At 63.4% G+C, this 8,566-nt stretch carries 7 protein-coding genes and 1 tRNA gene; all 8 read right to left on the bottom strand.

Features of this window, described 5'->3' with window-relative positions:
- Positions 1 to 30: 30 nt before the first annotated feature.
- The 8 genes from rpoB to R1L06_RS20080 all read right to left on the bottom strand — a co-directional run bounded on the left by rpoB (position 31) and on the right by R1L06_RS20080 (position 8,408).
- Positions 31 to 4,185, bottom strand: a complete 4,155-nt coding sequence (gene rpoB / locus R1L06_RS20115; RefSeq protein WP_049401089.1) for a DNA-directed RNA polymerase subunit beta — start codon at positions 4,183 to 4,185, stop codon at positions 31 to 33.
- 328 nt (positions 4,186 to 4,513) lie between these two features.
- Positions 4,514 to 4,882: a 50S ribosomal protein L7/L12 gene (rplL, locus tag R1L06_RS20110; RefSeq protein ID WP_010480374.1), complete on the bottom strand. Its 369-nt coding sequence runs from the start codon at positions 4,880 to 4,882 to the stop codon at positions 4,514 to 4,516.
- A gap of 63 nt (positions 4,883 to 4,945) precedes the next feature.
- Positions 4,946 to 5,482 (bottom strand): 50S ribosomal protein L10, encoded by a 537-nt coding sequence (gene rplJ / locus R1L06_RS20105; RefSeq protein WP_010480377.1) that lies wholly within the window; start codon positions 5,480 to 5,482, stop codon positions 4,946 to 4,948.
- 386 nt (positions 5,483 to 5,868) lie between these two features.
- Positions 5,869 to 6,567, bottom strand: a complete 699-nt coding sequence (rplA, locus tag R1L06_RS20100) for a 50S ribosomal protein L1 (protein WP_004154350.1) — start codon at positions 6,565 to 6,567, stop codon at positions 5,869 to 5,871.
- 4 nt (positions 6,568 to 6,571) lie between these two features.
- Entirely contained in the window at positions 6,572 to 7,000 is a 429-nt protein-coding gene (gene rplK, locus R1L06_RS20095; RefSeq protein ID WP_004145248.1) for a 50S ribosomal protein L11, read from the bottom strand.
- 298 nt (positions 7,001 to 7,298) lie between these two features.
- Positions 7,299 to 7,859: a transcription termination/antitermination protein NusG gene (gene nusG, locus R1L06_RS20090; RefSeq protein ID WP_004154362.1), complete on the bottom strand. Its 561-nt coding sequence runs from the start codon at positions 7,857 to 7,859 to the stop codon at positions 7,299 to 7,301.
- Positions 7,860 to 7,869: 10 nt separating this feature from the next.
- Positions 7,870 to 8,283 carry a preprotein translocase subunit SecE gene (gene secE / locus R1L06_RS20085; protein ID WP_005408202.1) on the bottom strand — a complete coding sequence of 138 codons (414 nt, stop codon included), beginning with the start codon at positions 8,281 to 8,283 and terminating at the stop codon, positions 7,870 to 7,872.
- A gap of 49 nt (positions 8,284 to 8,332) precedes the next feature.
- Positions 8,333 to 8,408, bottom strand: a tRNA-Trp gene (locus tag R1L06_RS20080).
- Between the last annotated feature and the right edge of the window lie 158 nt (positions 8,409 to 8,566).

Here is an 8,566-nt window from a genome sequence, read left to right as displayed (position 1 = left end):
CGGCGGCAGAGGCCGCCGCGCCGGCATGGATCAGTTGTCTTCCAGTTCCATGTTGATGGCCAGCGAGCGGATTTCCTTCACGAGCACGTTGAAGGATTCCGGCATGCCCGCGACCATCTCGTGCTCACCGTCGACGATGTTCTTGTACATCTGGTTGCGGCCCTGCACGTCATCGGACTTCACCGTCAGCATTTCCTGCAGGGTGTAGGCCGCGCCGTAGGCTTCCAGCGCCCAGACTTCCATTTCACCGAAGCGCTGGCCGCCGAACTGCGCCTTGCCGCCCAGCGGCTGCTGGGTGACGAGCGAGTACGGACCGGTCGAACGAGCGTGCATCTTGTCGTCGACCAGGTGGTTCAGCTTCAGGTAGTGCATGTAACCCACGGTGGTGTGGCGATCGAACGCTTCACCGGTGCGGCCGTCGTACAGCTGGGTCTGGCCACTGCTCGGCAGGTCGGCCAGTTCCAGCATGCGCTTGATTTCCGCTTCGGTGGCGCCGTCGAACACCGGGGTGGCCATCGGCACGCCGTCGGTGAGGTTACGGGCCAGACGCAGCAGTTCCTCGTCGCTGAACTGCGACAGGTCGACACGGTTGGCCACGTTGGTGTCGTCGTGGTTGTAGATGTCGTCCAGGAACTTGCGCAGGTCGGCAACCGCCGCCTGGGCTTCCATCATCGCCTGGATCTTGCGGCCCAGGCCCTTGGCAGCCCAGCCCAGATGCACTTCCAGGATCTGGCCGATGTTCATACGCGACGGCACGCCCAGCGGGTTCAGCACGATGTCCACGGTTTCGCCCGAGGCCATGTACGGCATGTCCTCGACCGGCACCACGTTGGAGACCACACCCTTGTTGCCGTGGCGGCCTGCCATCTTGTCGCCCGGCTGGATGCGGCGCTTCACGGCCAGGAACACCTTGACCATCTTCAGCACGCCCGGGGCGAGGTCGTCACCGGCGGTGATCTTGCCGCGCTTGTCGGCGAAGCGACGCTCGAATTCCTTCTCGTGCGCCTGGATCTGCTTCTGCGCGCGCTCGATGGCTTCCGAGGCGTCCTCGTCCTTCATGCGCAGGGCGAACCAGTCAGCCTTCTTCAGGCCGTCCAGGAACGCGTCGCTGATGACGTCGCCCTTCTTCAGGCCAGCGCCACCGTTGACCACCTTGCCCACGATCTGCGAACGCAGACGCATGTAGATGGCGGCTTCCAGGATGCGGAACTGGTCGTCGAAGTCCTTCTTGACGCGCTTGATTTCAGACTCTTCGATCTGGCGAGCGCGCTTGTCCTTCTCGATGCCGTCGCGGGTGAAGACCTGCACGTCGATGACGGTGCCGTCCATGCCCGGCGGAACGCGCAGCGAGCTGTCCTTCACGTCCGAAGCCTTCTCGCCGAAGATCGCGCGCAGCAGCTTTTCTTCCGGGGTCAGCTGGCTTTCGCCCTTCGGGGTGACCTTGCCGACCATGATGTCGCCGGCGCGGACTTCCGCACCGATGTACACCACGCCGCTCTCGTCCAGGCGGTTCAGCGCCTGCTCGGAGACGTTCGGGATGTCGGCCGAGATTTCCTCCGGCCCCAGCTTGGTGTCACGCGCGACGCAGGTCAGCTCTTCGATGTGGATCGTGGTGTAACGATCCTCTTCCACCACGCGCTCGGAGAGCAGGATGGAGTCTTCGAAGTTGTAGCCGTTCCACGGCATGAACGCGATCAGCATGTTCTGGCCCAGGGCCAGTTCGCCGATGTCGGTGGACGGACCGTCGGCCAGCACGTCGCCGCGGGCGATGACGTCACCCACCTGGACCAGCGGACGCTGGTTGATGCAGGTGTTCTGGTTCGAACGGGTGTACTTGACCAGGTTGTAGATGTCCACGCCTGCGTCGGTGGCGCCAACGATCTCTTCCTCGTTGACCTTGACCACGATACGGGCGGCATCGATCTGCACGATCTCGCCACCACGACGGGCATTCACGGTCACGCCGGAGTCACGCGCCACGGCGCGCTCGATGCCGGTACCGACCAGCGGCTTCTGCGCACGCAGGGTCGGCACGGCCTGACGCTGCATGTTGGCGCCCATCAGTGCGCGGTTGGCGTCATCGTGCTCCAGGAACGGAACCAGCGCGGCCGCGATCGACACGGTCTGCATCGGCGAGACGTCCATGAAGTGGACTTCCGCCGGCGGCTTCAGCAGCGACTCGCCCTGGAAGCGGCACGGAACGAACTGCTCGGTCAGCACGCTGTCGGCATTGGTCAGCGCGTTGGCCTGCGCAATGACGTACTCGTTCTCTTCGATCGCCGACAGGAACTCGACTTCGTCATAGACCTTGCCGTCCACGACCTTGCGGTACGGGGTCTCGAGGAAACCGTACTGGTTGGTGCGGGCGTACACGGCCAGCGAGTTGATCAGGCCGATGTTCGGGCCTTCCGGGGTTTCGATGGTGCAGACGCGGCCGTAATGGGTCGGGTGCACGTCGCGCACTTCGAAGCCGGCGCGCTCACGGGTCAGGCCGCCCGGGCCCAGGGCCGAGACGCGACGCTTGTGGGTCACTTCCGACAGCGGGTTGTTCTGGTCCATGAACTGCGACAGCTGCGAGGAGCCGAAGAACTCCTTGATGGCAGCGGCAACCGGCTTGGCGTTGATCAGCTCCTGCGGGGTCAGGCCTTCCGACTCGGCCATCGACAGGCGCTCCTTGACCGCGCGCTCGACGCGGACCAGGCCCACGCGGAACACGTTCTCGGCCATTTCACCGACCGAACGCACGCGACGGTTGCCCAGGTGATCGATGTCATCGACCACGCCGCGACCGTTGCGGATCTCGGTCAGGACCTTGATCACGTCCAGGATGTCGGAGCTGTCGCCATGGGCGGCAACCAGGCGCTTGGACTCTTCGTCGTTGCGCTCACCGTAGTACTTGCGGTCGTACAGCACGGCTTCGCCGGTGGTTTCCTTGCGGCCCACGCGACGGTTGAACTTCATGCGGCCGACCGCGGACAGGTCGTAGCGCTCGAAGGTGAAGAACAGGTTGTGGAACAGGTTCTGCGCGGCGTCCTTGGTCGGCGGCTCGCCCGGACGCATCATGCGGTAGATCTCGACCAGGGCTTCCAGCTGGGTCTTGGTCGGGTCGATGCGCAGGGTGTTGGACAGGTACGGGCCACGATCCAGATCGTTCACCCACAGGGTGCCCACGGCATCCACACCGGCCTTGCGGAAGGCCTGCAGCTGCTCGTCGGTGATCTCGTCATTGGCCTGGGCCAGCAGTTCGCCGGTCGAAGCATCGACCACGTCGTGCGACAGGATGCGGCCGACGATGTAGTCGTCCGGCACGGCCAGGGCGGCGATGCCCGAGGCTTCCAGCTGCTTGATGTGACGCGCGGTGATGCGCTTGCCGGCTTCCACGATGACCTTGTCGCCGTCGGCGAGGTCGAAGCCCAGGGTTTCGCCACGCAGGCGCTCCGGCACCAGCTCCAGCTGGACGCCTTCATCCGGGTTGATGTGGAAGGTGTTGATCTCGAAGAACTCGGCCAGCATCTCTTCGTTGCTGTAGCCGAGCGCGCGCAGCAGGATCGACACCGGCAGCTTGCGGCGACGGTCGATACGGGTGAACAGCGCATCCTTCGGGTCGAACTCGAAGTCCAGCCAGGAGCCGCGGTAAGGAATGATGCGGGCGCTGTACAGCAGCTTGCCCGAGCTGTGGGTCTTGCCACGGTCGTGGTCGAAGAACACGCCCGGCGAACGGTGCAGCTGCGAGACGATGACGCGCTCGGTGCCGTTGACGATGAAGGTGCCGTTCTCGGTCATCAGCGGGATTTCGCCCAGATAGACCTCCTGCTCCTTCACGTACTTGATGGCCTTGGTCGACGACTCACGGTCGTAGATCACCAGGCGCACGGTCACGCGCAGCGGGGCGCCATAGCTCATGCCACGCTGGCGGCACTCACGCTCGTCGAAGACCGGTTCGCCCAGCTTGTAGCCGACGTATTCCAGGGCAGCGTTGCCGCTGTAGCTGGCGATCGGGAAGACCGACTTCAGCGCAGCGTGCAGGCCGTGGTCCGTGCGCTTGGCCGGATCGACGTTTTCCTGCAGGAATTCACGATAGGAATCCACCTGGATGGCGAGCAGGAACGGCACTTCGAGAATCGAGCGCTGCTTGCCGAAATCCTTGCGGATACGCTTTTTTTCGGTGAACGAATAGGACGTCATGAGGTCTTCCACCTTGTTGTGCGGATCGTGCGCCCACGATCCGAAGGGAACTTGAAATTGTCAGTTGGAAGTCGCTGGTATTGCCGGCACCAGCACGCCTTCTCCCGCTACTTCCAACTGCCAACTCGTCTGCATCCACTCCCCCGCTGCCGCGCTCTGCGCTGGCCTGCCGGGGTCTGACCGCAGCCCGTGTTGGGCTTTTTCTGCTTTTGAAACAGTCGACTAACAGTCGACCCTACCGGTACTGCAACAACGACCAAAGGCCGGGGGCTTACGCCCCCAGCCTTGGCTGCATCGCCGTGAATCGGTGACGATGCAAGGTAACTGCTTACTTGACTTCGACAGTCGCGCCAGCAGCTTCCAGGTCCTTCTTCATCTTCTCGGCGTCGTCCTTCGAAGCGCCTTCCTTCAGGACGCCACCGGCTTCGGCCAGGTCCTTCGCTTCCTTCAGGCCCAGGCCGGTGATGGCGCGGACGGCCTTGATGACTTCGACCTTCTTGTCGCCGGCCGACTTCAGGGTGACGGTGAACTCGGTCTGCTCTTCAACAGCAGCGGCCGGGCCAGCAGCAGCAGCCACGGCAACCGGAGCAGCGGCGGAGACGCCGAACTTCTCTTCGATGGCCTTGACCAGCTCCATCACTTCCATCAGGGACTTCTCGGCGATGGCGTCGACGATCTGTTCGTTGGTAAGGGACATGATTAATACCTTTGGATGATTTTCTGGGTTGAGGTTCCGTCAGGAACCACGGTAAGTCGAAACTCAGGCGGTCTCGGCGGCCGGCTCGGCAGCGTCGGCGGCGACGTCGCCACCACCCTGCTTCTCGCCAACGGCCTTGATGGCGCGGGCAAACATCGTGACCGGCTCGGTCAGGACGCGGGCCAGCATGGCCAGGGCCTGGTCGCGGGTCGGCAGCGAGGCCAGCACTTCGACGTGGCTTGCCGGGAACACTTCGCCACCGATGGCGACGACCTTAGCCTTCAGCTTGTCGTTGCCCTTGGCGGCTTCCTTGATCAGGCGACCGGCAGCGCCGGGCTCCTCGAGCGAGAACGCGTACAGCAGCGGACCAACCATCTGGTCCTGGGCGACTGCGAACTCGGTGCCTTCAACGGCGCGCGAAGCCAGGGTGTTCTTGACAACCTTCAAGAAAACACCGGTTTCACGAGCCTGCTTGCGCATCGCGGTCATCTGGGCGACCGTGGTGCCAGCGTATTCGGCTGCGATCAAGGAGTGGGCCTTGGCGGCGACGTCTGCCAGCTCGGCGACTACTTCTTGCTTCTGGGACAGATTGAGAGCCATTGCACTCCTCCTATTGAACTCCGCTTACGGCTCCTGCCGTGTGCGGTCCTGTGCGGCATCCGTCCTGGACGCCGGGAACATCGGGATGATGTTCCGGGGGTGGGCCGTTCTAGACCTGGAGTGGGCCAACCTGGGAAACCCAGACGTGCGTGAACCAGAAAAACTCCAGAAGGGCACCATCTACGCAGGGTGATTCCGGGGAATCGATTAAGCGCTCATGACTGCTCCGGCGGCGACTCCTTGCCAGATCGAGCTTCCGTGCCCGTCGCCGGTATTGCCACGACCGCGCCTGCGGTCTTTGACGGCTACCGCGGGCGATGTACGGCCAGCGATGCCTTCAAATGTCACGGTCACGGCACCGAAGGTACCGTGACCGCTTGAAACAATTACTTCAGGGTCAGCGACGACTGGTCGACGGTGACGCCCGGGCCCATCGTCGAGCTGACCGAAACCTTCTGCAGGTAGGTGCCCTTCGAGGTGGCCGGCTTGGCCTTGATCAGGTCCAGCAGCAGCGCGGTCAGGTTCGACTTCAGCGCGTCTTCGGCGAAGTCGGCCTTGCCGATGGTGCAGTGGATGATGCCGGCCTTGTCGGTGCGGTAACGGACCTGACCCGACTTGGCGTTCTTCACGGCTTCACCCGGGTTCGGGGAAACGGTGCCGACCTTCGGGTTCGGCATCAGGCCGCGCGGGCCCAGCACGGTACCCAGCTTACCGACGACGCGCATGGCGTCCGGGGTCGCGATGACGACGTCGTAGTTCAGATCGCCGGCCTGCATCTTCTCGGCCAGATCATCCATACCGACGGCTTCGGCGCCAGCGGCCAGGGCTTCGTCAGCCTTGGCACCGGCCGGAGCGAACACGGCGACGCGGACCGACTTGCCGGTACCGGCCGGCAGCACGGTGGAGCCACGGACCTGCTGGTCGGACTTCTTCGCATCGACGCCCAGGCGCACAGCGACGTCGATCGACTCGACGAACTTGGCCTTGGTGGCGCTCTTCAGGATGTTGATCGCGTCCTCGAAGGCGTATGCCTTGCCCGGAACGACGGCGGCCTTGATGGCCTTCTCACGCTTGGTCTGTGCCATCTTATTAACCCTCCACCACGAGGCCCATGGAACGGGCAGAGCCAGCGATGGTACGCACGGCGGCGTCCAGATCGGCGGCAGTCAGATCCGGTTCCTTCGCCTTGGCGATCTCTTCCAGCTGCTTACGGGTGACCTTGCCGACCTTCTCGGTGTTCGGGCGCTTGGAGCCCGACGAGATGCCAGCGGCCTTCTTCAGCAGGGTGGTGGCCGGGGTGCTCTTGGTGATGAAGGTGAACGTACGGTCCGAGTAGGCCGTGATGATCACCGGAACCGGCAGACCCGGCTCGAGCTTCTGCGTGGCAGCGTTGAACGCCTTGCAGAATTCCATGATGTTCAGACCGCGCTGACCCAGCGCAGGACCGACCGGCGGCGAGGGGTTGGCCTGACCGGCCTTCACCTGCAGCTTGATGTAACCGACAACTTTCTTTGCCATGTGAGTACTCTCCGGGTGCTAGCGCCTTTCGACAACAGGCTCCCCATCGGACCGGGAATCACGCGTCCCGGCATCGCGTTTTGAAATCATGCTGAAGGCCACCTTGCGGCGGCCTCGTCCTGCTGGCTTCCCAGCGGGGAGCCGCGCACTATATCAGGTTTTTTCTTCACATGCCTGAAGCGGCACGTAAACGAACGAAACCGGGCAAGGCCCGGTTCCCCTTGTAGAGTCGAGCCATGCTCGACTGCACCGCCATCCGGAGCCTGGAGTCGAGCATGGCTCGACCCTACAGGACCGGTCAGACGGCCTTTTCGACCTGGCCGAACTCGAGTTCGACCGGAGTGGCACGACCGAAGATCAGCACCGAGACGCGCAGACGGCTCTTCTCGTAGTTGACTTCTTCGACGACGCCATTGAAATCGTTGAACGGGCCGTCGGTAACGCGGACCATCTGGCCCGGCTCGAACAGCACCTTCGGACGCGGCTTCTCGACACCTTCCTGAACGCGATTCAGGATGGCTTCGGCCTCGGAATCGGCGATCGGCAGCGGACGGTCGGCGGTGCCGCCGATGAAGCCCATCACGCGCGGGGTTTCCTTGACCAGGTGCCAGCTTTCGTTGTCGATGCGCGGAATACCGGCTTCTTCGTGGGTCTCGATCTGGACCAGCACGTAACCCGGGAAGAACTTGCGCTCGGAGCGGCGCTTCTGGCCAGCGCGCATCTCGACCACTTCTTCGGTCGGGACCAGGACATCGCCGAAGCGCTCTTCCATGCCGTCACGGACGATGCGATCGCGCAGAGCCTGCGCCACCGACTTCTCGAAGCCCGAATAGGCGTGAACGACGTACCAACGCTTCATGCAATTCTCCTTAGCGGCTCAGGAACAACTGAACCAGCCACTGAATGACGTAATCGAACCCACCCAGCAACAGACTGAGAATGGTCACCACCACCATCACGACCCAGGTCATGCGGATGGCTTCCTGGCGCGTCGGCCAGACCACCTTGCGCAGTTCGAAGCGCGACTCGGAGAGGAATTCGCGGGTGTCGCGCCCCTTGCCGGTCAGCATGAACACGCCGATACCGCCAACCAGACCGACCACAACCGCCAACGCACGCAGCTGACCCGCCCACGCACCCAGCTGGGTGGCGCGACCGGAGTCGGCGGAGAACCAGAACCAGACGAACAGACCGGCCAGCACCAGCAGCGATGCGGCGACGTACTTGACGATATCCCCGCCGTTGGCGGAGTTGTCCTTGGAGTGTTCGATCTTGCTATTCATCCGGCTGTGTCTGCTTTAGCGGCCCAGGCCGCTGGATAAGGTGGGCAGATGGCACGCCAGGAGGGACTCGAACCCCCAACCTGCGGTTTTGGAGACCGCTGCTCTGCCAATTGAGCTACTGGCGTACGTGTTGAAACTTGCCTTCCCTTAGACGGCGAAGGCGGACCGAGGTTCCCGGCCCGCCATTCGCGTAACCGGCGGCGCTATGCAACCACCGGTACTGCAGGCTTACTCGATGATCTTCGAGACCACGCCGGCGCCGACGGTACGGCCGCCTTCGCGG

The sequence above is a fragment of the Stenotrophomonas mexicanensis genome (assembly GCF_032911605.1).
Taxonomy (GTDB): domain Bacteria; phylum Pseudomonadota; class Gammaproteobacteria; order Xanthomonadales; family Xanthomonadaceae; genus Stenotrophomonas; species Stenotrophomonas maltophilia_A.
The sequence above is the reverse complement of the archived record's forward strand: the minus strand, read 5'-3'. Positions and strand labels throughout refer to the sequence as shown.